The following is a 23378-nucleotide window of genomic DNA, read 5'->3' as shown; positions in this document are numbered from 1 at the left end:
TTTCACCGGACGCCCGCATCTCCGCGCACATGACACACGAGATCGCGGTCATCCCCGGTGACGGCATCGGACAGGAGGTCACGCCCGCCGCCGTCGAGGTGCTGGAGGCCATAGACAGCGTCGACTTCGAGTTCGTCGAGGCCGACGCCGGCGACGCAGTGCTCGAAGCGACCGGCGAGGCGCTCCCACAGGAGACCCGGTCGATTGCCGCCGACGCCGACGCGACGCTCTTTGGCGCGGCCGGCGAGACGGCCGCAGACGTCATCCTCCCGCTGCGGGAGGTCGTCGGCTCCTTCGCCAACGTCCGGCCGGCCCGCTCGTACCCCGGGCTCGACGCCGTCCAGCCCGACACCGATATCGTCTTCATCCGGGAGAACACGGAGGGGGTCTACTCGGGCATCGAGAGCGAGGTAACCGAGGGCGTGACGACGCTGACCCGCGTCATCACGGAGTCCGCCTCGCGAGAAATCGCCGAGTTCGGCTTCGACTACGCGAAACAGAACGACTACGACGATATCACCATCGCGCACAAGGCCAACGTCATGCGCGAGACCGACGGGATGTTCCTCGATGCGGTGTCGGCGGTCGGTGACAGTCGCGGCGCGGACTACGACACCGCGCTGATGGACGCGCTGGCGATGCATCTCGTGATGACCCCTGAGCAGTACGACGTCATCATCTGCCCGAACCTCGCCGGCGACGTGCTCTCGGACCTCGCCGCCGGGCTCGTCGGCGGGCTGGGCCTGCTCCCGTCGGCGAACGTCGGCGAGGAGAACGCGCTGTTCGAGCCGGTGCACGGCTCCGCGCCGGATATCGCCGGCGAGGGCATCGCGAACCCCTCGGCGATGGTTCTCTCCGCGGCCATGTTGCTCGACCACCTGGACTACGACGAGGAGGGCGACCGGGTCCGGACGGCCGTCGAATCGGTCCTCGAATCCGGCCCGAAGACGCCCGACCTGGGCGGCGACGCGGGCACCGAGGCCGTCACCGCCGCTATCGTCGACGAGCTGTAGCACACAGAAACGCGCAGAAGCGATAGGAACTGCTAAGCCCGGTGCGCGAAAAGTGGGGACAGATGCTCCCCGCAGAGCGAAAACGCACAATCGTTCAGCTAGTGACCGAACAGGACGGCTGTTCGGTCGCCACGCTGGCCGACGAACTTAACTTCTCGAAAGCGACGATACGCCGCGACCTGCAGGACCTGGAGACGGAGGGCCGTATCGAACGGTCCCACGGCGGTGCGGTGCCTGTCTCGTCGGTCGGCCACGAGCGGTCCTACGACCAGCGGGAGGTCGACCGACTGGCGGCCAAACAGGCCATCGCCGGCCGGGCGAGCGAGGAGGTCCGCGACGGACACGTCGTCTGTTTCGACGCCGGGACGACCACGACGGAGGTCGCGCGGGCCGCGCCCGACAGCGGCTACATCGGCGTGACGAACATGCCCGAACTCGCGCTGGAACTGGCCGACAGCGAGGTCGATGTGAAGATGACCGGTGGGACGATGCGCCCGCGGAGTCACGCGCTGGTGGGCCCCGCCGCCGAGTCGTTCCTGGACCAGCGTCACTTCGACCTGCTCTTTCTGGGGACCAACGGCGTCACGGCCGATACGGGACTGACGACCCCCGACGAGGACGAGGCGGCCGTCAAGCGGCGGATGGTCGCGAACGCGACCCGTGTCGTGCTCGTCGCCGACAGCTCGAAGTTCGGTGAACGGAGTTTCGTCTCGGTCGCCGACCCGACCGAAATCGACCTGTTCGTCACCGACGTCCCGCTACCGGGCGAACTCGCGGACGCCTTCGCCGAGACGGACGTGGTCGTGACGGGGGCCGACTGATGCACGTCACCGTGACGTTCAACCCGGCGGTCGACCAGACGCTGGCGTTCGACGAGCCGATGGCCCCCGACCGGGTCATGCGCGCCTCGTCGGCCCGCTTCGACGCCGCCGGCAAGGGAATCAACGTGGCCCAGTTCCTCGCCGCGATGGGTCGAGACGCCGTCGCGACCGGCGTGCTGGGCGGGTTCACCGGCCAGTTCATCCGGGAGCGGCTGACCGCGGACGGCGTCGCGACGGCGTTCGTCGAGGCGCCCGAGCCGACCCGGCTGAACACGACCGCGCTGGCGGCCGACGGCGAGTACAAACTCAACCACGACGGGCCGACGGTCGACGCCGACGCCGTCGATGCCATCCTCGATGCCGTCCGCGAGCGCGAGCCCGACACCGTCGTGGTCAGCGGGAGCCTGCCGCCGGGGGTGACGACGGAGACCGTCGACGAGCTCGCGACCGCCGGTGCGTGGGACACCGTCGTCGACATGGGCGGCGACGCGCTGCAGGCGCTCGACGCGCAGTACGCGCTCTGTAAACCGAACCGTCCGGAGCTCGGCGCGGCGACCGGGGCGGACGTCTCGACCGTCGAAGGGTGTGCCCGCGCGGCGGCGGCGTTCCGCGAGCGCGGGTTCGACCGCGTGCTCGCCTCGCTGGGCGGCGACGGCGTCGTGCTGGTCACCGGGTCGACGGCCCTGCACGCCGACGCGCTCGACGCCGACGTGGTGGACACGGTCGGCGCCGGAGACGGGCTCCTCGCCGGGGCGCTGGGCGCGTGGGCCGACGGGGCCGACGACGAGACGGCGCTGCGCACCGGCGTCGCCGTCGCGACCCGAATGGTCGAGCGACCGGGTACTGCCCCGCCCTCGATGGCCGGGCTCGACGAACTCCGGAGCGGCGTCGCCGTACGGGAACTGACCGTCGAGCCGGGTCACAGCGGGTAGCCGGCCGAACAGCCTTTATATTCATCTACCCTTGTGTGGACACTGATGGGCGCTCCCAGCCTCGACGACGACACGGTCGCGATGTCCGAATCCATCGGTATCGGGCTGCTCGTTGGAATGACAGTCGTCGTCACGGCCATCGTCGGCCTGAACGTCATGGTCGTCACCGAGGACCGCGCCGGCGGAGTCCCGCAGGCGAACTTCACCTACGACTACGCCGAGGACAGCAGCCTGTTACTGGTGACCCACAGCCGCGGCGACCCGATTCAGGCCGGTCGCCTGGAGTTCGAGGGGCCCAGAGGCGACGCGAAAGCGAACTGGTCGCAGCTGGCGAACAAGAACCGGACCGAGATGGTCGAGAACGGCGATATCGCACAGCTGAGCCAGAACAACGCCTACGGGCAGCGAGTCGGCTCGGGCGACGCCATCACCGTCTACTACAACGAGAGTGGTAATCGAACCCAGCTGGACCAGTGGCCGGGTGCCTGAAAACGGCGGGAGCGCCGGTTCCGGGACGGCTCAGTCCGCGGGGACGACCGACTCGTCCTCGCCGACGGCGGGGCGACCGAACCAGCGGTCGAACGAGAGCGGGCCGGAACCGAGCGTGAAGACGGCGGAGGCCATCCCGAACAGGGTGACGTGGGCCAGCACCGGGTCGTCCGGCAGCCCGAAGAGCGTCACGGTAAACAGGAGAAACGAGGTTGCGGCCGCGCCGCGGGTGAAGAAGCCGGCGATGAGCGCGACACCGACGGCGATTTCCGTGACGCCGGCGCCGACCACCCACAGGCCGGGGTCGACGGGGACGACGGCGGTGAGGTTGTACTTCTCGACGACGAGGAGTCCGCTGCCGGGCTGGGCCAGCTTCTGGATGAGACCGAGATAGATGAACGAGGCACCCATCCCGACGCGGAGAATCACCGGGACGTACTGACGGAGCGGCCGCGTCCGGTCGTCCAGATAGCTCTTGAGGAGGTGGACCGGGTCGACGCGCCCGTAGTACGTGCCATCGGTGCTCGCGACTTCGAGCAGCATGTCGTCGGCGCTGGGGCGGCCACCGCCCAGGAGGAACAGCGCGAGAAAGATGGGGACGTACTCGATGGCGAGGAAGACGCTGGGGTCGGTCGCCAGCGCCCACACGTAGGTCAGCAGGCCGAGCGTGGCGACGATGCGCGTCGCCAGCCCGAACAGGACGAAGAAGCCGAGGCCGATGAACAGCACCCGGAGGAACGGGTTCGCTCCCACGTTGAACGTCACCGTCGGCGCGAACAGATAGCCCTCGAAGCCCGCCCCGATGAGCGGGAGCCCGGCGGCGAGTCTGAGCATCCACGGGACGAGGTCGCCGTAGCTGGCGAGCTTCTCGCGCAGAATGACGATATCGGTGATGGTCGGTCGGACCCGGAGATAGCCCGCGACGCCGACGCCGACGAGGAGCCCGGAAACGCCAAAGAGCGCGGCGTTAAACGGGTCCGACAGCACATCTACCGTGAACGCGACGGCGTCCATAGGTTCGCCGGGACCGTCGGTGACGTAGTCGACGTGTGCACTCACCGGGCGAGTGGCGACGGCCACGAGGAGAGCGAACAGCGCCGCGACGGCCGGTCGGGAAGTCATACCTGAATATACTGGCGAGGGCTACTAATTCTGTTCCTCTCCGCCCGTTTCGATATCTGACGGGGTCCCGGTCTCCGAGCCGACCGACCCCCCGGACTGGTCGAACTCCTCCGGGCGGTCGGTGTCGTCGCCGATAGTGTCCTCGGACCGCTCGAACTCCTCCGGGCGGTCGGTGTCGTCGCCGATGGTTCCCGACGCCTGGTTCAGGTCGTTCACCCTGTCAGCGTCGGTGGCGACAGTGTCCGCCCGTCGGCTCCGGGCGACCGCGTCCGGTGTCTCCGCGTGCTCGGGGTCGATGTCGTCGCTGTAGGCCGCCTCCCGCTCCCCGGTCCCCGTTCGAGGCGTCGGCTCGCGGTGACTGCCGCCAGCCTGATGGCCGCCCTGTGGCGGGTAGGACGGTCCGCTCGGCGACCCGGACTCGGCAAGCGTCGTCTGGACGCCGCTCTCACCGATAGCGACGCCGCTGGTGACGATAGAGCGGATGCCTTCCTCGACGGTCATATCGACGTCGTACACCCGTTCGACCGGGACGTGGACGACGTGGCCGCCCATCACCGGGTTCGGTGCCATCGGCATGAACAGCGTCAGCATCTCCCCGTTGCCGGTCGCGCGCTCGATGGAGTCGGGCGTGCTCGCCGTGACGAACGCCACCGTGTAGGATTCGGCCGTCGGATGCTCGACGAGAACGACCTCCTGAAAGGACTGCGTGTCGCTGTCGAGCAGCATCTCGCTCATCTCGTCGAAGCTGGTGTAGATAGAGCCGACGCCGGGGATGCGTTCCATCGTCGCGCTGAACACCGATTCGATTCGGCCCGGTCCCGACCGCCGCTCGGCGACGAAGCCGATACAGAAGATAGCCGAGAGCAACACGACAACCGCGACCAGTTTCACCAGATAGGCCGGCGTCTGGCCGGACTGCAACCGCGAGCCAGAAAGGCGGAAGGCGAAGAGAACGACGGGGTCGAGTACGTTCGAGAGGGTGTTGACCACGAACCCGATGACCAGCAGCGTCACGAACAGCGGGACCGTCAGTGCAATCCCCGTGAGGAGCGCCTGCCGGACCGTCGTCCGGAGCCGGGTGGGTGACAGCTGCCTGCTCCCGCTCGGTTCAACCATGGTCCCGTAATCGTGAGGCTACTGTAAAAACGACTCGGCGACCCAGCGGGCGGTGGAATTATATTCGCGCCCCTGTTATTCTTCCGCCAGTGAGCGTTCACATCGAGACAACGGTCGTCGACCGGGGCAGCGACGAGTACGTCGACGAGGCTTGGCGACTCAAGGAGGACATCCGCCGCTCCGAGGGTGTGCTCCGCCAGCGGCGCGGCTTCTTCCGCAGCGCCTACCGGCGGTCGACGGTGTATCTCTACGTCGACCGCGCGGCCGAGCAACTCGTCGGTTTCGCGGCGGTCCGGCGCGACGGCTACATCCTCTTTCTGGCGGTCGACGCGGACTACCGCGGCCACGGCTTCGGCAAGCGCCTCATCGCCCGCGTCACCGAGGACTACGGCAGCGTCACCTGCCACGCCCGTTCGACCAACGAAGCGGCCATCAGCTTCTACCAGCACATCGGCTTCGAGATACGGCGTCGCATCGACAACTACTACGAGGACGGCGGCGACGCCTTCTACCTCAAACTGGGCGACGAGTCGATCACGGAGAAGCTCTCGAAGTTTCTGCGGAGCTAAAGCCGACGGTACCGACTACCCCAGCTAGCGGCCAGACGAGAACCCTTTTGAGGTGCTCTCTCCAACCAGTGAGTCGATGGACGAGCGGACTCGCGAGTATCTGCGCGGACGCTTTGGCGACCACTACCGCCGGTCGTCGATAACGCCGCCACCCGCCGCGAACGAACGCGAATGGGGCTTCATCCCGTGGACCGACGGCCCCGGTGAGACGATGGTCCGCCACCGGTCGCTGCTGGACCTGGGCGATATCGAGGACTTCCTGGGCCGGAAGAAACCCCGCCACGTCTACTTCTCGGCGGGCCGGTACGACGACCCCAGCGCCTCGACGATGAGCGACAAGGGGTGGCGCAGCTCCGACCTCGTCTTCGACCTGGACGCCGACCACCTCCCGTCGGTCGTGCTCGGCGAGGACAGCTACGCCGAGATGCTCGAAAAGTGCAAGGGCGCCCTCATGCGGCTGCTCGACTTTCTGGACGACGACTTCGGCTTCGAGGACACGACGGTCGTGTTCTCCGGGGGCCGGGGGTACCACGTCCACGTCCGCGACGAGCGCATCCGCGGACTGGAGCGGGACGCCCGCCGGGAAGTCGTCGACTACGTTCGCGGCATCGGGCTGGAGTTCGACGAACTCGTCGAAGTCGAGACGGTGGCCGGCACCGCCGGCCGGTCCAGCCCCGCCGAGAAGCGGACGCTGCCGACGGACGGCGGCTGGGGCGCCCGCGCACACCGGCACGTTCTGGCGCAGTTCGACGAGTGGCTGGCGATGGAGGAGGACGACGCCATCGAGGCACTCCAGCGGTACGACCGCATCGGTGCGGGCAAAGCGACCGCGGCGCTGAACGCCGCGCGGACCAACTACGACCGGCTCGAAGCGGGCAACATCGACGTCCACTCGGCGGTGTACCAGATCGCACAGGTGCTCGCTCAGGAGGTCGTCGCGGCCGACAACGCGCCCATCGACGAGCCGGTGACGACGGACACGAACCGGCTCATCAGGCTGCCGGGGTCGCTCCACGGCGGCAGCGGGCTGGAGGTCCAGCGCCTGGAGCGGGACGAACTGGCCGACTTCGACCCGCTCTCCGACGCCGTCCCGGACACCTTCCGGGGCCACGAGATTGCCGTGGAAGTCACCGACGGCGGGCTGGTGGAGCTCGACACCGAGGAACACCGTGGGGATAGCTTTACGGTGGAGGCGGGTAATCAGACAGTACCAGAGCACGTGGGCGTGTTCCTCATGGCCCGCGGGCGCGCACGGAAGGCACAGGAATGAAACTCGACGAACTCCAGTCGGTCCAGTCACGCGAACGCCAGACTGACCAGCTCCAGCAGTTGCGCGCGACGTTTTACGAGGAGGCCGGCCAGTTCGTCGCCCAGCTTCGCGAGGAGCGCGAGCGCGCGGCCGAGCGCGCCGACGACCCCTTCGACGCGCCGGAGGTCAACCGGCTGACCGACGATATCAAGACCGCCGAACAGACCGTCGAGGCCGTCTACGAGCGCCGTGTCGGCAAAATCGTCAAGATGGCGTCGCTCGCGGCCGCCGACATTCCGACCGAGGACGACGGGCTCACACAGGAGGAGCGGACCCTCTTCGAGACGATGGTCGAAGCTATCGAACAGAACCGCGAGCACGTCCTCGACGTCGTCGCCGGTGAGGCCCCGACCGGCGCCGTCGGGGGCGGGGAGTCCTCGACGACGCCGTCGGAACCGACCGACAACGCGGCGAGCGAACCGGCGGACCCCACTTCGACACCGACGGGGACAGAGCCGGAAGTCGACGCCGCGGACATCATGGGCGGGGGCGACGGCTCCACCGCACCGGGCGAGGAGCCGCCTCCGTCACCGGCCGACGACACGTCGCCGTCGGGGACTGACGAGCAGACCCCACCGGCACCGCCCGGGCCGTCCGATGACGACGCCGGGGCGTCGCCCGACCGGCCGGCCGACGAGGCGCTCTCGGCCGTCGACGCGGACGGGACGGCCGACGAAACGCTTTCGGCCGACGATTCGGACGGGCCGCCCGCCGACGATTCGGGGACGACCCCGGAGATCGACCGGAAGACGGTGCGTATCACGGACGATGTCGGCGAGATATTCGGCGTCGACCAGCGTGAGTACGACCTCTCGGCGGACGACGTGGTGACGCTGCCGGCCGACAACGCCGACCCGCTGGTCGAGCGCGACGCGGCCGAACCACTGGAGTAAGTCGCTCCGTGACGGCCGGTTTTTTCCCGCCAGACGTTGACCACACTTTATGTCGTCCGACCCCTCCAACGGCTGGACAGACCCGGAGTACGTCGCCACTGTCGTCGGTGTCCTCGCCGTCGGCGCACTGGTGTTCTACGCCGAACTCGTCAGCCCCACGCTTACGGCCCGGACCGTCGTGTTCGTCGTCCTGTGGGTCACACTTCCGATGACCGTCGCACGCACCGTGGCCCGACGGTGGCTGTGAGTTCCGGCCGGCGGGACCGGGCGTAGCTATTCCCCGGAAGCGGTCCAAGTACTCGGTATGACCGCGTCCGTTTCACTCGATAGAGAATCCCTCCCCGGCGTCCTCGCCGCCGTCGTCCTCGTCAACGTCGTCGGGAGCGCCCCGGCCGCACTGGGCGGTCCGGACAGCCCGTGGTTCCAGTCGCTCGTCAAGCCCGCTCTCTACCCGCCGCCGTGGCTCTTCGGCGTCGTCTGGCCGCTGCTGTTCTCGCTGCTGGGCGTCGCGCTGTATATAGTCTGGCGCGCGGACGACCCGGGACGGCGGCTCGCACTCGGCCTCTTCGTCACCCAGATGGCCTTCAACGTCGCCTGGACGCCCGTCTTCTTCCGGGCGCGCAACCTCGCGCTGGCGCTCGGCGTCATCGCCACGTTGCTGGTGCTTCTCGTCCCCACGGCGGTCGCGTTCTGGCGAGTCGACCGCCGAGCCGGCCTCTTGCTGGGACCGTACCTGCTCTGGGTGACCTTCGCCGCCGTGTTGAACTACCGCTTTCTCGCGGTCAACTGACCCGGCGCCCGCTCACTGCCCGGGGGGTGCGGGTCGGGTGCCGAGGGTGAGGTCGACGGTCTGTGTGGTGCCCCCTCGCTGGACAGTGACTGTCAGCACATCGCCCGGGCTGGTTTCCAGTGCGAGATAGGTCGCCAGGTCCTGTCTGGTCGGCGTCGGCGTGTCGTCGAGCCGGCGGACGACGTCTCCGCCGACGCCGACCTCGACGCCGTCGACCACTTCGGTGCGCGAACTCCCTTCGAGAACGCCGTCGGCGGGGCCGTCCGGCACGACCGTGTTGATGTAGACGCCGGAGGCCTGTTCGAGGTCGTTGGCCGCCGCGATAGTGGGCGAGACGCTGGAGAGCCCCACGCCCATGTAGGAGTGGTCGTAGGAGCCGTCGGCGATGAGCGCCGGAATCACGCGCTGGGCCAGCTGTGCCGAGATAGCGAAGCCGACGTTGTCACCCCCGCCGGAGTTGATGACCCCGAGCACGTCGCCGTTCAGGTCGACGAGCGGGCCGCCGCTGTTGCCGGGGTTGACCGCCGCGTCGGTCTGGATGCCGGCGGCGATGGAGAAGTTGTTCGCGCCCCGCAGCGTCCGGTCGACGCCGCTGACGATACCCTCCGACACCGAGCCGGAGAGGCCGAAGGGGTTGCCGATGGCGACGACGCGAGTCCCGATAGCCGGGCGGCCACTGGCGAAAGACAGCGGCTCGCTCGTCTGCGGGGTGTTCTCCGTGTCGATGACTGCGAGGTCGCTGTAGACGTCCGTCCCGCCGACGGTGACCTCTCGCCAGTCAGTGCCGGCAAAGCGGACGTAGACGGTCTCACCGGTCCCGACGACGTGCTCGTTGGTGACGATGTGCCGGTCGTCGAGCAGGAAGCCGCTGCCCTGTGCGGGGCTGCCCGTCCCGGGGTAGACCTGGATGGAGACGACGGCGTCGGCCACCTGCTCGTACACGTCGGTGTAGACGCTGTCCTCGCTGCCCCGTGGCACGGCGCCGTCGGACTGGGGGCCCGCCGATGACTCTGTCCCGGTCGATTGCGGCGAATCCGTGACCAGCGACTGACAGCCCGCGGTCCCGGTCGCTGCGACGCCGAGCGCGGCCAGCAACCGACGACGCGACAGCCCATCTGAACTCATATCGCGGGCTAGGGAGAGGGGGCGAATAAACCCACGGCCGGCCAGTTGGGCGGTAATCGCTAAGTACGTCGACGCCAAACGGTGTCCATGGCCGGCGATACGTCGGACGATTCGCTCCCCTCTCCCGGGTTCGTCCTCCCGGGACTCCGCACAGCGCTGGAGATGGCGCTCGTCGGAACCATCGTCGCGCTGGTCGGGCTGCCGGCGGAGGACCCGCTCGTTCTCGGGGTCGTGTTGCTGACTGCGCTGGTCGGGATGGTCATCGTCCTCTTCTGGGCCGTGAACCGACACGTCCGCCGGTGGATACGCTACGCGCAGGGCAAGCCGACGACGCTGGGGATGTTCGACTGACGGGCTGTCGGTACAGTCGTTAAGTGCGAGGGCCCAGTAGCTTCGACCGAACTATGGAGCTTACCTGGCACGGACATTCCACCTGGCACGTCGCCGTCGACGGGACGGAGCTACTCATCGACCCCTTCTTCGGGAATCCCAAGACGGACACCGACCCCGGGGAACTCGACCCGGACTACGTCCTGCTGACACACGGGCACGCCGACCACATCGGCGACGTCGGCGAGTTCGGTGACGCGACGGTCGTGGGGACACCGGAGGTCGTCGGCTACTGCGCGGACAACTACGGCGTCGGGGACACTATCGGTATGAACCTCGGCGGGACAGTCGAACTCGGCGACGCCTTCGTGACGATGCACCGGGCCGACCACACCAACGGGATGGACACCCACTACGAGGACACCGGCGGGATGCCAGCCGGCTTCGTCGTCTCCGATACGAAGCCGACACAGGTCAGCGACGAGGAGTCGACGACGTTCTACCACGCCGGCGACACCGGGCTGATGACCGAGATGCGCGAGGTCATCGGGCCGTATCTCGAACCGGACGCGGCGGCGCTCCCGGCCGGCGACCACTTCACGATGGGACCGATGCAGGCGGCCATCGCCGCCGACTGGCTCGACGTCGACTACGCCTTCCCGATGCACTACGACACGATGGAGGTCATCGAAATCGACACGGACGACTTCGTCCGCGAACTGAAGGCGACCGGCAGCGACGCCGAGGCCGTCGTCCTGGAGGGCGACGAGACCTTCGAGCTGTAACTACTCCTCTCGGGCCTCGACGCCCGCCGTCTCTTCCATCGGTTGTATCACCGCGGCCATGTCCTCGCCGCCGTGGCCGCGGGCGCGCGCCGCGCTGAACGATTCGCGAGCGGCGGCCGTCTGGGAGAGCGGGGCACCGACCTCGCCGGCCCGGTCGAGGGCCAGCGAGAGGTCCTTGAACTGGTAGTCCACGGGGAACCGCGGGGCGAAATCGCCGTCGGCGATGGTCCCGCCCTTGCTATCGAACAGCGGGCAGTCGAGCGCGCCGTTCGAGACGACCGTTCGCATGGTCTCGACGTCGAGCCCGCTGGCCCGGCCGAAGACGAGCGCCTCCGCGAACGCGGCCATCGCGTCGCCCAGCAGGAGGTTGACGAACAGCTTCATGTTCGTCCCCTGGCCTACCTCGCCGCAGTGGACGACCGGCTCACACATCGCGTCGAGAATCGGGCGAACGTCCTCGACTACCTCCGTTTCGCCACCCGCGAGACCGACCAAGGTGCCGTCCTCGGCGGGCCCCACGGTGCCCGAGACGGGCGCGTCGACGAACCGCCCGCCCGCCTCGGTCACGAGGTCGGCGGCCGCCATCGTCTCCGCGTAGCCGATGGTGCTCATCTGGACCACCGTGGTGTCCTGGTCTACCCCTTCGAGCACGCCGAGGTCGCGTTCGAGCAGTTCGGCCACGGCGTCGCCGTCGCTGACGATGCAACAGACCACGTCGGCCCGTTTGGTGAGGTGTTTCGGCGAGTCGGCGACCGAGACGCCCGCCTCGGCGAAGGGCTGTTCGCGGTCGGTCGTCCGGTTGTAGACGACGAGGTCGAAGCCCGCGTCGTCGAGGTTCCACGCCATCGGTGCTCCCATCGCACCCAGTCCGATGAAACCGACTGTCGTCATGCCGCTGGGTTCGTCGGCGAGCGTCTTGAATCCCCGGCGAGTTCCGACTGAACGAACGGACTGACCCGCCGAACATCGCGAACCCGGGGGTTTTGCACAACCCCGACGGGCGCGTATCAATCAAGTTTATACCCTGGGAATCCACCCACTGTACGTCATGGCAGACATCGAAGTCACCAGCGCGTGCGAGGACGGGTACACGGTCGAGAGTGTCATCAACGGCGAGTGGGAGCTCATCGTGGACGCGCTCTCCAACGACGGTCCCTCGCCCAACGAGGTCCTGGCGGCCGACTACGCCTCCTGTTACATTCCGGCGCTGCGCGTCGCCGCGGGGAAGTACAACTACGACGACATCGGCGAGGTCGAGATCGAGGTCGCCGCCGACCTCGACGAGGACGACGACCTGGAGAGTATCGCCTTCGACGTCGAGGTCGAGGCGTCGCTGGGCGACGAGGAACAGGACATCGTCGAACTCGCCGAGGACATCTGTCACGTCCACTCCGCGCTGACCGAGGAACTGCACGCCGACATCAGCATCGAGAGCGGCGTCTGAAAGGCTACTGCGTGGCGGTGGGACCGGGCGCCGGCGGGACGGACGTGGCCGAGGCCCGTGTCTGCGGTCGGAAACGCTCTTTTGCACGGCCTTCGAACTCGACGTATGACCGACGACTGGACCGGCCGCATCGCCGGCGAGCGGATGACGGTCGACAGGCAGTTTACGGACCGTGTCGAGGCCTCCTCCTTCTCGAACCAGCAGTGGGGGCTCGTAATGACCGCCGTCGAGTTAGAGATAGACGGGCCGGACGACCCCGAGACGGCACAGCTGGTCGCCGACACGTCGAAGCTGCCGTCGATTATGCCGGAGCTAGACAAGGTCGGCAAGGGCGCGCCGATGGGCGGCCAGCCCGCGGCCGACTCCGGGGAGTCCAGTGGCGGCTTCCTCGACGGGGTGAAAGCGGCGCTGGGGCTGGCCGGCGGTGACGGGTCGGACGACCGGACGGCGGAGGCGGCACAGCTCGCACAGGCGTACGCCGACGAGCTACAGGCGGAACTCGAATCGAACGGGCGCTGGGAGAGCGTCTGCACACAGGCGAGCGGCTAACGGCCGGTCGTAACGGTTACCACACCGACCGCACGCTCGCGGTGGGGTTCGAGTGTGCAGACGGGGTCGCCGGCGTCGTCAGTACTCGTCGCCGCCGTGGAACAGCGTCAGCTCCTCGGCCTCGTAGATGTTGATGAGTTCGGTGACGAGTTCGTCGTAGGACTCCTCTTCCTCCCGGAGCCCATCGAGACGGCGAACAGTCTCCTCGTCGAGTTCTACTGTCGGCATGAAATCACCTTGGCTCCCCAGCTACATAACCCCGCTGGAGCGGGCAGAAACGAACACGGATGCGAGTAAAAAATCAAAACCGAAATCTGTTAATGTGCCTTCTGGGTAGTTCCTCCCCATGCGACCTCTTGGAGATTCACCCCTCGTTCGTAACGACAAGACGCTCGTTCTGGCACACGACCACGGAGTCGAACACGGCCCCAAGCAGTTCGCGGGGGTCGAGGAGCGACTGGACCCCAACACGATATTCGAGATGGCGACCCACGACGCCGTCACCGCGCTCGCAGTGGGGAAGGGGCTGACCGAGACGTACTACCCGAGCTACAAAGACGACGTGAACCTCCTCGCGAAACTCAACGGCGGCTCCGACCTCTGGATGGGCGACCCGTACTCCGCCCACAACTGGACGGTCGACTACGCCGCCGAGCTCGACGTCGACGCCATCGGCTACACTATCTACCCCGGCGTCAACAAGGAGCCGGAGATGTTCGAGGACTTCCGCCCGGTCCAGGAGTCGGCCCGCGACCACGACCTCCCCATCGCCTTGTGGGCCTACCCGCGCGGGCAGGCGGTCAAGGAGCACCGCAGCAAGGAGATAATCGCCTACGCCGCCCGACTCGGCCTCGAACTGGGCTCTGACTTCACGAAGGTGAAGTACCCGCGCAGCAAGGAGAACATGGAGTACGCCGTCAAGTCGGCCGCCGACAACCGCGTGCTGCTTTCGGGCGGGTCGAAAGCGTCGGACCGCGAGTTCCTCGAACTCGTCGAGGACTGCATGGACGTCGGCGTCGCCGGCCTCGCCGTCGGCCGCAACGTCTGGCAGCGCGAGAACCCCTACGAGATGCTCGACATGCTCGAAGCGGTCGTCTTCGAGGGCGCGAGCGCCGACGACGTGCTGTAGATGGACGACGCGACGCGGCGGGCCGTAACCGCCGCCCGCGAGCAGTTCCCGGGGCCCGAGGCGGTCGAGACGGGGAGAGTCGTCTTCGGCTTCGACGGCTATCTCGACCGCGTCCGCGAGGTCGTCGCCGACCGGACGGACCCGACCAGCCACGAGCGACTGCCGACGCTGTCGGGCTTTCGCGACCGCGTCGACCGGTCCGTCGAGGAGGAGAGTTCCCTCTCCTTCGAGTGGCTGGAAAACGGCCGCCGGACCGGCGGCCACACCTGCCACCTGGCCCGGGCGTTCGGAACGTGGGCGTTCGAACCGACGCTCGTCGGCATGTACGGGGACCCAGTCCACGAGAGCTTCGAGGTCGAGTTCGGCGAGTACGACCTCGTGACGCTGGGCGAACCCGGCGTCACCGACGCCGTCGAGTTCGACGACGGGAAGCTGATGCTGACCGAAATCGGCGACACGATGACCCTCGACTGGGCCGGGCTGGCGGACCGTCTGGGCCACGAGCGACTGCTCGACCGACTGGAGGGCGCGGCGCTGCTGGGCGTCGGTTACTGGTCGGAGACCCCGTTCCTCCCGGACGTGCTGGACGGGCTCGCGGCCCGCTGGGACGACATCGAGGCTCCGCCCGAGACGGTGCTCGTCGATCCCGGCGACGTGCGCAAACTCGACCGCGACCGGCTGCGTGCGGGCCGGGAAGCCATCGGCCGACTGGACGAGGTGACCGACGTCGTGGTGTCGGCGAACCGCGCCGAAACCGGCGTCCTCGCCGACGCCTACGACGAAGCGGCCGACCGCTCCTTCGAGGCCGCGGCCGAGGAGGTCTACGGTGCGCTCGCACCCACGTGGTTCGTCGGCCACGGCGTCGACCGCTCGGTCGTCGTCACCGGAGCCGGCACCGACAGCGTGGCCGTGCCCGCCGTCGACGAGCCCGAGATGACGACCAGTTCGGGCGACCACTTCAACGCCGGGCTGGCGCTCGGCGTCATCTCGGGACTCGGCCCGTCGGCCGCGGTCGTCCTCGGTAACAGCGTCGCCGGCCACTTCGTCCGCACCGCCGACCAGCCCTCCCTCGACGAGGTCAGCGCCTTCGTCGGCGACTACCTGTCGAAGTTCTGAGCGGGGCCGTCGGTCCACCTCTCGGCCGGACCGTAACCGGCCGCCGATGGCGGGAACTCCGGTCGGCTGTCACGCGCCGGTAGACCGCGCTCGCGTCACCCACCGCGTTAAATTTTGCCGGCCGACGAGGGGAAAACACATATCCGTCGGCGTTCCAGCCTCGTGTATGATCGACGAGACTGTCGCGGAGATAGAGGACATGCAGACACACAGTTCCTCTGTCGTCGCGGTGAAGGCGGCGACGGCGTTACGGGAACTGACCGACAGGGAGTTCCACACCGTCGAGGAGTACGTCCGTACGTTGGAGCGCAACAGCCGCGCTCTGCGGCGGGCGAACCGGTCCCACGCGTCGCTACACACCACACAGCGGGAAATCGTGGAGACCGTCGCCGACGGCGACCCGGCGGACGTCTCGGCGGCGAAGGGGCTGACCGTCGAAGCCATAGAGCGCGTGGTAAGCGAGGTGGAGGCGGCGAAAGACCGGGCCGCCTCCCGCGGAGCGAGACAGCTGGCCGACGACGACGTGCTCTTCACCCACGACTTCTCCTCGACGGTGCTCGCGGCGATAGCGGAGGCAGTCGAGGACGGCGCGACCTTCGACGTGTACGTCTCCGAGTCGCGGCCCCGCTATCTGGGGCGGAAGATGGCGCGAAAGCTCGGCGGCTACGACGGCGTCGATGTGACGCTACTCGTCGACGCCGCGTCCGGCCACTACCTCGAGGAGTGCGACCGCGTCGTCGTCGGGATGGACTGTATCGTCGACGAGACGCTGTACAACAGAATCGGGACGTATCCGCTCGCGACGGCGGCGGCCGACCAGGGCGTCCCGATGACGGTCATCGGGGCGGACTCGAAGTTCGTCGACGGGGCCTTCGCCTTCGAGAACGAGGTCCGCTCGCCCTCGGAGGTCCACCGCGAACCGGCCGACGAGTTCACGGTCGGGAACCCGGCCTACGACGCGACACCGCTGTCACTGCTCGACTCGATAGTCACGGACAGAGAGACACACGACCTGTAGCGACGTCAGTTCTCGTCGGGGCGGCTACTGATAACTGTGTGACACCACGGACAGCTGTAGGTGCGCTCACCGTCGGTCTGTTCGACGTCCCAGTCGCCGGTGACCGGGCTCTCGTGCCCACAGGACGGGCAGAAGAGCATCGCTTTCTGTCGGGTTTCCGGGGGTGGCGTCGTGGCAGTCGCGTGCGCGGGGAGCGTCTTGATGGAGGTCATCACCCGAAACGAGGTTCCGGAAGGTAAAATAAGTGTTGGCAAACTGTTTGATTATTCACGCACAACCCCTACGTCTTGCAGTAATAATCGGTAAAGATACAGTGACAACCGTACTCACATGTACATTCGGTCGTCCGGCATCGCCCGCTCGTCCGTCGATTCGATGCGTTCCGCGAGCGCCCGATACTGGGCCTCGACGGTGGCGGCGAAGGTCTCCAGGGGTCCGGTGTCGACGTCGATGTCGTGGGTCTCGGTCAGCGCCCGCAGCAGTCGAATCGCCGCCGCCGCGTCGGGCGCCTGCGGATGGGCCGGCGTCGTGAACACCCCGACCGGGCGTTCGTCGTCGCCGATGCCGTCGGCCACCAGCTCGGCCGTGACGCCGTCGAGAAAGCCGTTGCCCATCGGGCGGATATCGCTGTCGGCGAGATACCGGTCGCGGTAGTCCTCGGTCGCGATGTAGAACGGCACGTGGTCCTCCGGCCCGTGCGCGACCGGAACGCCCGAGAGCACGGTGAGGCTCTCCGGCCCGAGGGCGTCGTACAGCGCTCCGACGGCGTCGGCGACCGTCTCGGCCGAATCGACGGGGACGATTCGCTCGCCGACCACGACGCCCAGTGACCGTGCTTCGTCCACGTACAGCCGCGTGTGGTGGCGCGGGACGCCCGCCTCGAACGGCGTGATGAACGGCGGCCCGGACGCGACGAGATGGCCCGCCTGCGTCATCGAGAGCTGGTCCGAGAGGTAGTCGACGGCGGTCAATCCGGCCAGTCCGTACTCGGTGAAGCCGACGACGAGCGTGTCGATATCGGCAGTTCCGTCGGTCAGTTCGAACCGCGGTTCCGGACCGCTAGCAGTGGTCATGGATACCACTTTGCCACCGGCGGCCAAGCCTTTTTCGAGGGGGAACGCTTTTCTCGCGTGACCAACCACTGTGTTCCATGCATTCCGGTCGCGTCTTGCTTTTGCAGACGACGCCAACTGCGACACCGGCCGGAGCCGCTCGGACATCGGAGGTGACCCAGACGCTCCTGTCGTGGCTGCCGTTTGTTGTCGACCTGTGGGTGGCCCGCCTGCTCAGTACGGCCATCATCGTCGCGCTGGCGTGGGGCGTCTCCCGCCTCGTCGTCCAGCTGTTCGGGCGGCGTATCGCCCAGTGGTTCCGCCGTCCGAGCCTCACTCGGATGGCGCTTCGGGGCATCCGTGTCGCCATCTACGCCTTCGGGTTCCTGTCGATACTGGGCGTCTGGGGCGTCAAAATCACCGACATCGGGCTGTCGGTGGCCGTCTTCTCGGCCGTGGTCGGTGTCGTCGTCGCCCCCATCGTCGGGAGCTTCATCTCCGGCGTGTTCCTGCTCGCCGACCAGCCCTACGAGATCGGCGACATGATAGAGCTCGCCGACCGGGACCAGCGCGGGTTCGTCGAGGATATCACGCTGCGCCACACGAAGATTTTCACGCTCGACAACTCGTTTCTGGTCATCCCCAACGGGACGATGCGCGAACGGGACGTCATCAACTACTCCGCGGAGGACCCGCGGATGCGGCTCTCGCTCGACGTGCTGGTCACCTACGAGAGCGACATCGCGGAGGCCCGGAGCATCGTCGAACGGGCGGCCCGGGAGGTCGACAACGTCATCGGCGGCGGGCCGGACATCCGCGTCGGCGCGGCCCGCTATCCCGCCGCACCGACGGCCTACATCAACAACTACGCCGACCACGGGGTCCTGTTGACCCTCCGGTACTGGGTCACCGAGCCCTACAAGCTGCTGGCCGCACGCTCGAAGGTCCAGACGAACCTCTGGACGCTGATGGACGACGCCGACGTCGAAATCGCGTACCCGCACTCCCATCTGTACTTCGACGACACCAGCGGGTCGATGCAGGTGTCGATGGCGGAGCAAGCGGGCCAGACGGCGGACGCGCCGCGGGGCGAACCGGCCCGTGGCCCGGTGTCGCCTCAGTCCTCGGACGCCGACGGGGAGTGACGCGCCGGCTGACCCGACGGGCTCACGGTGACGATGTCGCAGTCGAGTTCCTCCCGCAGGAAGTGCTCGATGTCTGGGTCGTCGACGAGTCTGCGGACCATCTCCCGCCAGCGGCTGGCCTGTTTCGTCCCGATGACGACCACGTCGGCACCGCTCGCGGCGACCTCGTCGAGGATAGTCTCCTCGACGAGCATCCCCGAACGGACGATGTAGCGGCTCCGCGGGACGTGACCGAACTTCTCCTCGACGGCCCGTTTGAGGGCCGCCCGCGACACGCGAGAGCTGTTCTGATAGAGATTGACGTGGAGGACGGTGAGGTCGGCGTCCTCCTCGTCTGCGAGCTTGATTGCCTCGGCCAGCGTCCGACTGGAGTCTTTCGTCAGTGGGTAGCGGACCGGGACCACGACCTGTGGCATTACTTTTGCTTCGATATCGGGGGGTAAAACCCTAGCGGCAGGAGGAACCTCGGTCCGCCGGGCTCGCGAGCCCGGCGTGGGGTTCCGTCAGTTCCATACGGACTCGTCGCGGAGAGCCGGTATGGAACTGGCCGGGGAGCTCCGCGCCGAGGCCCGCCGGACCGGCGAACGCCGGGTGCTCGTACTGGCCGGCGAGCCAGAGCGGACGCGCGACCGGGCCGTCGACGCGCTCGCCGAAACGGATATCCCGCTGACCGAGACGAGACTGCTCGGCCCGGCGTCGTTTCTCGACTGCGAACGCCACGAGCAGTCCCGCGCGTCCGAGCTGCTGGGCCGGACCCTGAGCGCCGTCGTCCTCGACGCCCACGCCGAACTCAGACCGAACGCGCTGGGGACGGCGGTCGGCGCCGTCGACGGCGGCGGGCTGGTCGTCCTGTTGACGCCGCCGCTGTCGGCGTGGCCCGACCGCCGCGACGCCTTCGACGGCGCGCTCGCGGTACCGCCCTTCGACCGGGACGACGTGACCGGACACTTCCGCCGTCGGCTGGTCGAGACGCTGCGGGCCCATCGCGGCGTCGCTATCGTCGCCGTGGACGCCCGTGGCGACACCGTCGAGCAGCGCGGCCTCACCGACCCGGCGCCGCGACTGCCCCGGCCACCGCCCCGGCCGCCGGCCGACCACGCCTTCGACGCCGCGACGTACGAGGCCTGCCGGACCGACGACCAGCGGGACGCGGTCCGTGCCTTCGAGGCGCTCACCGAGCCCGGCCGGGCGGTCGTCGTCGAGGCGGACCGCGGCCGCGGGAAGTCGAGCGCCGCGGGGCTGGCCGCCGCGAACCTCGCGCTCCGGGGCCGCGACGTGCTCGTGACCGCGCCCCAGTACCGGAGCGCGGCCGAGCTGTTCGCCCGCGCGAGCGAGCTGTTCGAGACGCGGGGTGTCGCCGTCGACGCGGAGCCGGCGGCCGAGCCACAACGCCTGACGGTCGCGGCCGAGGGCGGTGGGCGGCTCCGGTATCTGCCGCCCGGACGGGCGGTGGACCTCCCGGACGAGCCCGACGTCGTCGTGGTCGACGAGGCCGCTGCGCTGCCGGTCCGGCGGCTCGAAGCGATGCTCGACGCGCCCTCGGTGGCCTTTACCACCACCGTACACGGGTACGAGGGCGCGGGACGGGGGTTCTCGGTGCGCTTCCGGGACCGCCTCGCCGAGAGCGACCACGCCGTAACCGAACTGACGATGACGACGCCGATACGGTACGCCGACGCCGACCCGGTGGAGGTGTGGGCGTTCCGGGCGCTGCTGCTCGACGCCCGCCCGCCCGTCGAGCCGCTCGTCGCCGACACGACGCCCGAGTCGGTCACGTATCGGCGCCTCTCGGCGACGGACCTGCTCGCCGACGAGCACCTGCTACGGGAGGTCTTCGGCCTGCTCGTCCTGGCCCACTACCGGACCGAACCCACGGACCTCGCGCGGCTGCTCGACGCCCCGAACCTCGAAGTTCGAGCGCTGACCCACGACGTCGAGCCGAGCACCGCGAGGCGATGGTCGCCAGAATCTCGTTCTGACGGCGGCCACGTCGTCGCGGTGGCGCTCCTCGCCCGCGAGGGCGCTCTCGACGCCGAGACGCGCCGCCGGATGTACGACGGCGAGCGGGTCCGCGGGAACATGCTCCCGGACGTGCTCTCGACGCAGTTGCGCGACGAGGCCGCGGGCGTGCCGGTCGGCCGGCGCGTCCTCCGTATCGCGACCCACGACGCCGTCCGCTCGCGGGGGCTGGGCTCGCACCTGTTGAGCGAGGTCCGCGCGGAGTTCGCCGACGCCGTCGACTGGCTGGGCGTCGGGTTCGGGGCGACGCCCCGGCTCGCGCGGTTCTGGCGCCGGAACGGCTACCGGACGCTCCACCTCTCGACCTCCCGGAACGACCGGAGCGGGGAGTACTCCGCCGTCATGCTCGACCCCTGCTCGGCGGCGGGCCGGGAGCTCGCGACCCGACACACCGGCTGGTTCTGTGACCGTATCGTCGCCACCCTCACCGACGCGCTCTCCGACGCGGACCCTGACGTCGTTCGGGCGGTCCTGCGGGCCGTCGACGCCGCGCCCGACCCCGACCTGTCGCCGTGGGAGCGGCGCCTCGTCGCGGGCGTCCCCACCGGCGCGGCCATCCTCGACACCGACCCGGACCCGTTCCGGCGGCTGACGCTGGCGCATCTGGTCGCGCCCGCGGACCCGGCCGCCCTGTCTGACCGCGAGGAGCGCCTGCTGGTCCGGAAGGTGCTGCAGGCCCGCCCCTGGGGCGAGGTGGCCGACGAGCTGGCGTTCGTCTCACAGCGCGAGTGCAAACGGGCGTTCGCTTCGGCTGTCGAAACGTTGACACGGCTCTACTGCGAACGGGGGACATAGTCTCAGTATGTTGGTCACGCTCGATTCGGCGCTGGTCGTCGTCGCCTTCCTCCTGCTCGTCGGCGGCGTCGTCGGCAGTCTGGTCCCGCAGGTCCCCGGCGCGCTCCTCTCGCTCGCCGGTGTGTACAGCTACTGGTACGCGACCGGCGAGCCCGGCATCTGGCTCCTCGTCGGACTCACGCTCGTCGGCGTCCTGACGTGGGTCGTCGACTTCTTCGGCGGCGCCATCGCCGCCCGCGCCGGCGGGGCCTCGACCACGACGGCCGTCCTCGCGGGCGTGGTCGGGCTGGTGCTTTTCTTCTTCACCGGCCCGCTGGGCATCATCCTCGGCGTCGCCGGCACCGTCTTCGCAGTCGAGTTCTACCGCCAGCAGGACGCCCGGAAAGGGCTGAAAGCCGCGCTGGTCACGACCGCCGGGATGCTGGCCTCCAGCGTCGCGCAGGCCGTCCTGACCGGGTCGATGCTGCTGGCGATGCTCGGCGTCGCACTGTTGTGACCGCCTGTGAGGCGCCCGACTGCGAGCGGACCGCGGCGGTCGAACTACACATCCCCTGGCGGGAGAACATGCTCGCCTGTCCGGCCCACGCCCGCGGTTGGGCCGCCAGAGACGGCGTCGTTCCGGAGCCGCTCGACGGCGCCGACGGGGAGCGCTAGAGCTCCCGGGCCAGCATCACCTCGTCGGCGTAGTCGTCCCCGAGCCTGTAGTGGTCCTCCCTGACGGCCTCGGTCTCCCAGCCGTGGGCCTCGAGGAAGTCGATAGCCGACTCGTTCGTCGAGGGAACGGAGTTGTACAGCTTCTCGTACCCCTTCTCGGCGGCCCACTCGGTCCCCCGTTCGAGCAGGCGGCCGCCGATGCCCTGCCCGCGGTACTGCGCGAGGACGCCGACGGTGAGCTCGGCGGTGTGGCTGAGCTTCGCCGTCTCGGGGTGTTTGAGGTGGACCCAGCCGACCACGTCGTCGTCCACGCAGGCGACGAAGAAGATGCGCGACTCCACGTCGTTGTGCCGCAGGATGACCCCCTCGCTGTCGATGACGTCCGCGACCGTTTCGGCGTCGACGTACTCCCCGCTGCCGATGGCCGCGCGAATCGCGCCCACCAGCCCCTTCAGGTCCTCCTGGCGCGCCTGTCGGATGATGACCGCGACCTCCTCGGCCTCGTAGGACTGCGTCTCGGTGTCCTCGTAGGCGATGCGAAGCTCGTCGTCGACCCGAGTTATCATCCCGCCGCGTTGCAGGATGACGAGGTGGTGGCCGAAGGGCCGGGGTTCCATGCCGAGGGCCCGGCGGGCCTTCTCGGCCGAGACGGTCCCGCGCGACTCGACGTACTCGTAGATGTCCCGCCGGTCGGCGTGGTCGAACTGCAGTGGCTCCGTGAGTTCCATGTCCCTCGGTACCACGCCCCACTACGTCAATGGTTGTCGCGGACAGCGTTCGAGGTGGTTTCCAGATGGGGACCTACCGCTCGGGGACGCCCGTAAGCACCGCCGCCACGTCCCGGATGTCGCGCGTGTCCACGAGCAGTTCCGCGGCCGTGCGCACCGGGTAGCTCCCCTCCAGGTCGACGCCGTAGCAGGCCCCGTAGAGGCGGAGCCACCGGTCCAGCGTCGCTTCGAGGCGCTCGAACTCGGCGTCGTCGAACCGGTGCCACGACCCGCCGGTCCGGGCCTCGCAGTAGACCGACACCGTCGGGCCGACACCGGTCCGGAGCAGTTCGAGCGCGCGGGAGTCGTCGGGCGGTTCCGGTTCGAAGCCGTCGGCGACCGCCTCGGCCCGGCGCTCCAGGCGCCGGATGCGCTCGGGGTAGCTCTTCGCCACCC

Annotated in this window: 30 protein-coding genes; 20 read left to right on the top strand and 10 right to left on the bottom strand. The window is 68.6% G+C overall.

The genetic code is table 11. From position 1 onward, the window contains the following. Positions 1 to 29 precede the first annotated feature (29 nt). From NDI56_RS05260 to NDI56_RS05245, 4 genes are all read left to right on the top strand, one after another. Positions 30 to 1013: an isocitrate/isopropylmalate dehydrogenase family protein gene (locus NDI56_RS05260; RefSeq protein WP_310918362.1), complete on the top strand. Its 984-nt coding sequence runs from the start codon at positions 30 to 32 to the stop codon at positions 1011 to 1013. A gap of 62 nt (positions 1014 to 1075) precedes the next feature. Beyond that, positions 1076 to 1834, top strand: coding sequence for an HTH-type transcriptional regulator GlpR (gene glpR, locus NDI56_RS05255; RefSeq protein WP_310918361.1), 759 nt, complete (start codon positions 1076 to 1078; stop codon positions 1832 to 1834). Beyond that, a complete protein-coding gene (pfkB, locus tag NDI56_RS05250) occupies positions 1834 to 2766 on the top strand; it encodes a 1-phosphofructokinase (protein ID WP_310918360.1) in 933 nt (310 codons plus the stop codon). The genes glpR and pfkB overlap by 1 nt, the downstream gene beginning before the upstream one ends. Before the next feature lie 45 nt (positions 2767 to 2811). Continuing rightward, positions 2812 to 3255, top strand: coding sequence for a type IV pilin N-terminal domain-containing protein (locus tag NDI56_RS05245; RefSeq protein ID WP_310918359.1), 444 nt, complete (start codon positions 2812 to 2814; stop codon positions 3253 to 3255). Between the two features lie 30 nt (positions 3256 to 3285). On the opposite strand, the gene NDI56_RS05240 is transcribed toward NDI56_RS05245, so the two are convergent. Both NDI56_RS05240 and NDI56_RS05235 read right to left on the bottom strand, forming a co-directional pair. Further along, positions 3286 to 4377 carry a DoxX family protein gene (locus tag NDI56_RS05240; RefSeq protein ID WP_310918358.1) on the bottom strand — a complete coding sequence of 364 codons (1092 nt, stop codon included), beginning with the start codon at positions 4375 to 4377 and terminating at the stop codon, positions 3286 to 3288. Positions 4378 to 4401: 24 nt separating this feature from the next. After that, positions 4402 to 5493: a DUF502 domain-containing protein gene (locus NDI56_RS05235; RefSeq protein ID WP_310918356.1), complete on the bottom strand. Its 1092-nt coding sequence runs from the start codon at positions 5491 to 5493 to the stop codon at positions 4402 to 4404. 89 nt (positions 5494 to 5582) lie between these two features. On the opposite strand from NDI56_RS05235, the gene NDI56_RS05230 reads away from it, so the two are divergent. The 5 genes from NDI56_RS05230 (at position 5583) to NDI56_RS05210 (ending at position 9054) form a co-directional block, all read left to right on the top strand. Next, a complete protein-coding gene (locus NDI56_RS05230; protein WP_310918355.1) occupies positions 5583 to 6062 on the top strand; it encodes a GNAT family N-acetyltransferase in 480 nt (159 codons plus the stop codon). A 76-nt stretch (positions 6063 to 6138) separates the two neighbouring features. Beyond that, positions 6139 to 7332: a DNA primase small subunit PriS gene (gene priS / locus NDI56_RS05225; RefSeq protein ID WP_310918354.1), complete on the top strand. Its 1194-nt coding sequence runs from the start codon at positions 6139 to 6141 to the stop codon at positions 7330 to 7332. Then, complete coding sequence (locus tag NDI56_RS05220; RefSeq protein ID WP_310918353.1) at positions 7329 to 8264, top strand: DNA replication complex subunit Gins51; 936 nt, start codon at positions 7329 to 7331, stop codon at positions 8262 to 8264. Before priS ends, NDI56_RS05220 begins: the two co-directional genes overlap by 4 nt. Before the next feature lie 49 nt (positions 8265 to 8313). Continuing rightward, positions 8314 to 8511: a hypothetical protein gene (locus tag NDI56_RS05215; protein ID WP_310918352.1), complete on the top strand. Its 198-nt coding sequence runs from the start codon at positions 8314 to 8316 to the stop codon at positions 8509 to 8511. A 57-nt stretch (positions 8512 to 8568) separates the two neighbouring features. Next, complete coding sequence (locus tag NDI56_RS05210) at positions 8569 to 9054, top strand: TspO/MBR family protein (RefSeq protein ID WP_310918351.1); 486 nt, start codon at positions 8569 to 8571, stop codon at positions 9052 to 9054. 12 nt (positions 9055 to 9066) lie between these two features. Here NDI56_RS05210 and NDI56_RS05205 read toward each other — a convergent pair whose 3' ends face one another. After that, positions 9067 to 10179 carry a S1C family serine protease gene (locus tag NDI56_RS05205; protein ID WP_310918350.1) on the bottom strand — a complete coding sequence of 371 codons (1113 nt, stop codon included), beginning with the start codon at positions 10177 to 10179 and terminating at the stop codon, positions 9067 to 9069. Positions 10180 to 10266: 87 nt separating this feature from the next. Between NDI56_RS05205 and NDI56_RS05200 the strand changes: the two genes are divergently transcribed. After that, a complete protein-coding gene (locus NDI56_RS05200) occupies positions 10267 to 10530 on the top strand; it encodes a hypothetical protein (protein WP_310918349.1) in 264 nt (87 codons plus the stop codon). Positions 10531 to 10583: 53 nt separating this feature from the next. Beyond that, positions 10584 to 11294, top strand: a complete 711-nt coding sequence (locus tag NDI56_RS05195; RefSeq protein WP_310918348.1) for a metal-dependent hydrolase — start codon at positions 10584 to 10586, stop codon at positions 11292 to 11294. On the opposite strand, the gene NDI56_RS05190 is transcribed toward NDI56_RS05195, so the two are convergent. Next, positions 11295 to 12185 carry an NAD(P)-dependent oxidoreductase gene (locus tag NDI56_RS05190; RefSeq protein ID WP_310918347.1) on the bottom strand — a complete coding sequence of 297 codons (891 nt, stop codon included), beginning with the start codon at positions 12183 to 12185 and terminating at the stop codon, positions 11295 to 11297. It abuts the gene before it with no gap. A gap of 157 nt (positions 12186 to 12342) precedes the next feature. On the opposite strand from NDI56_RS05190, the gene NDI56_RS05185 reads away from it, so the two are divergent. Next, entirely contained in the window at positions 12343 to 12738 is a 396-nt protein-coding gene (locus NDI56_RS05185; RefSeq protein ID WP_310918346.1) for an OsmC family protein, read from the top strand. 105 nt (positions 12739 to 12843) lie between these two features. After that, entirely contained in the window at positions 12844 to 13287 is a 444-nt protein-coding gene (locus NDI56_RS05180) for a DUF5799 family protein (protein ID WP_310918345.1), read from the top strand. Positions 13288 to 13365: 78 nt separating this feature from the next. Here NDI56_RS05180 and NDI56_RS05175 read toward each other — a convergent pair whose 3' ends face one another. Next, positions 13366 to 13515, bottom strand: a complete 150-nt coding sequence (locus tag NDI56_RS05175) for a DUF7557 family protein (RefSeq protein WP_310918344.1) — start codon at positions 13513 to 13515, stop codon at positions 13366 to 13368. A gap of 118 nt (positions 13516 to 13633) precedes the next feature. On the opposite strand from NDI56_RS05175, the gene NDI56_RS05170 reads away from it, so the two are divergent. The 3 genes from NDI56_RS05170 (at position 13634) to NDI56_RS05160 (ending at position 16550) form a co-directional block, all read left to right on the top strand. Continuing rightward, the gene (locus tag NDI56_RS05170; RefSeq protein ID WP_310918343.1) at positions 13634 to 14416 is read left to right on the top strand and encodes a class I fructose-bisphosphate aldolase; all 783 of its coding nucleotides are present in this window, start codon (positions 13634 to 13636) and stop codon (positions 14414 to 14416) included. Then, the gene (locus NDI56_RS05165; RefSeq protein WP_310918342.1) at positions 14417 to 15532 is read left to right on the top strand and encodes a hypothetical protein; all 1116 of its coding nucleotides are present in this window, start codon (positions 14417 to 14419) and stop codon (positions 15530 to 15532) included. It abuts the gene before it with no gap. A 166-nt stretch (positions 15533 to 15698) separates the two neighbouring features. Next, the gene (locus NDI56_RS05160) at positions 15699 to 16550 is read left to right on the top strand and encodes an eIF2B alpha/beta/delta subunit family protein (protein ID WP_310918341.1); all 852 of its coding nucleotides are present in this window, start codon (positions 15699 to 15701) and stop codon (positions 16548 to 16550) included. Between the two features lie 5 nt (positions 16551 to 16555). On the opposite strand, the gene NDI56_RS05155 is transcribed toward NDI56_RS05160, so the two are convergent. Continuing rightward, on the bottom strand, positions 16556 to 16762 hold the full coding sequence (locus tag NDI56_RS05155; RefSeq protein ID WP_310918340.1) for a DUF8106 domain-containing protein: 207 nt from the start codon (positions 16760 to 16762) through the stop codon (positions 16556 to 16558). A gap of 114 nt (positions 16763 to 16876) precedes the next feature. After that, positions 16877 to 17623, bottom strand: a complete 747-nt coding sequence (locus NDI56_RS05150; RefSeq protein ID WP_310918339.1) for a proteasome assembly chaperone family protein — start codon at positions 17621 to 17623, stop codon at positions 16877 to 16879. A gap of 77 nt (positions 17624 to 17700) precedes the next feature. Here NDI56_RS05150 and NDI56_RS05145 point away from each other — a divergent pair, with 77 nt between their 5' ends. Further along, positions 17701 to 18747 carry a mechanosensitive ion channel family protein gene (locus tag NDI56_RS05145; RefSeq protein ID WP_310918338.1) on the top strand — a complete coding sequence of 349 codons (1047 nt, stop codon included), beginning with the start codon at positions 17701 to 17703 and terminating at the stop codon, positions 18745 to 18747. Here NDI56_RS05145 and NDI56_RS05140 read toward each other — a convergent pair. After that, entirely contained in the window at positions 18720 to 19163 is a 444-nt protein-coding gene (locus NDI56_RS05140; protein WP_310918337.1) for a universal stress protein, read from the bottom strand. The genes NDI56_RS05145 and NDI56_RS05140 overlap by 28 nt on opposite strands. A 121-nt stretch (positions 19164 to 19284) precedes the next feature. Here NDI56_RS05140 and tmcA point away from each other — a divergent pair, with 121 nt between their 5' ends. Genes tmcA through NDI56_RS05125 form a run of 3 tightly spaced genes read left to right on the top strand, consistent with a single transcriptional unit; the run spans position 19285 to position 22215 of the window. Then, complete coding sequence (tmcA, locus tag NDI56_RS05135; protein ID WP_310918336.1) at positions 19285 to 21561, top strand: tRNA(Met) cytidine acetyltransferase TmcA; 2277 nt, start codon at positions 19285 to 19287, stop codon at positions 21559 to 21561. Positions 21562 to 21568: 7 nt separating this feature from the next. Beyond that, complete coding sequence (locus NDI56_RS05130; protein ID WP_310918335.1) at positions 21569 to 22057, top strand: DUF456 domain-containing protein; 489 nt, start codon at positions 21569 to 21571, stop codon at positions 22055 to 22057. Further along, positions 22054 to 22215, top strand: coding sequence for a DUF8014 family protein (locus NDI56_RS05125; RefSeq protein WP_310918334.1), 162 nt, complete (start codon positions 22054 to 22056; stop codon positions 22213 to 22215). The genes NDI56_RS05130 and NDI56_RS05125 overlap by 4 nt, the downstream gene beginning before the upstream one ends. On the opposite strand, the gene NDI56_RS05120 is transcribed toward NDI56_RS05125, so the two are convergent. Further along, positions 22212 to 22943: a GNAT family N-acetyltransferase gene (locus tag NDI56_RS05120; protein WP_310918333.1), complete on the bottom strand. Its 732-nt coding sequence runs from the start codon at positions 22941 to 22943 to the stop codon at positions 22212 to 22214. The two genes, NDI56_RS05125 and NDI56_RS05120, sit on opposite strands and share 4 nt — an antisense overlap. A gap of 73 nt (positions 22944 to 23016) precedes the next feature. After that, positions 23017 to 23376, bottom strand: a complete 360-nt coding sequence (locus NDI56_RS05115; RefSeq protein ID WP_310918332.1) for a DUF8055 family protein — start codon at positions 23374 to 23376, stop codon at positions 23017 to 23019. Between the last annotated feature and the right edge of the window lie 2 nt (positions 23377 to 23378).

Origin of the sequence: Halomicroarcula saliterrae (genome assembly GCF_031624395.1) — an archaeon.
Classification (GTDB): Archaea; Halobacteriota; Halobacteria; order Halobacteriales; family Haloarculaceae; genus Haloarcula; species Haloarcula saliterrae.
The sequence above is the reverse complement of the archived record's forward strand: the minus strand, read 5'-3'. Positions and strand labels throughout refer to the sequence as shown.